Genomic DNA, 261 nt, shown 5'->3' on the forward strand with positions numbered 1-261 from the left:
GTACGGCCGCAAGGTTAAAACTCAAATGAATTGACGGGGGCCCGCACAAGCGGTGGAGCATGTGGTTTAATTCGATGCAACGCGAAGAACCTTACCTACTCTTGACATCCAGAGAATTCGCTAGAGATAGCTTAGTGCCTTCGGGAACTCTGAGACAGGTGCTGCATGGCTGTCGTCAGCTCGTGTTGTGAAATGTTGGGTTAAGTCCCGCAACGAGCGCAACCCCTATCCTTATTTGCCAGCACGTAATGGTGGGAACTC

At 51.3% G+C, this 261-nt stretch carries 1 rRNA gene; it reads left to right on the top strand.

Going from position 1 to position 261, the window contains the following annotated elements:
* Positions 1-261 (top strand): 16S ribosomal RNA (locus KO533_RS22485); the annotation flags it as partial.

This window comes from Shewanella sp. NKUCC05_KAH (assembly GCF_019345585.1).
Lineage (GTDB): Bacteria > Pseudomonadota > Gammaproteobacteria > Enterobacterales > Shewanellaceae > Shewanella > Shewanella oncorhynchi.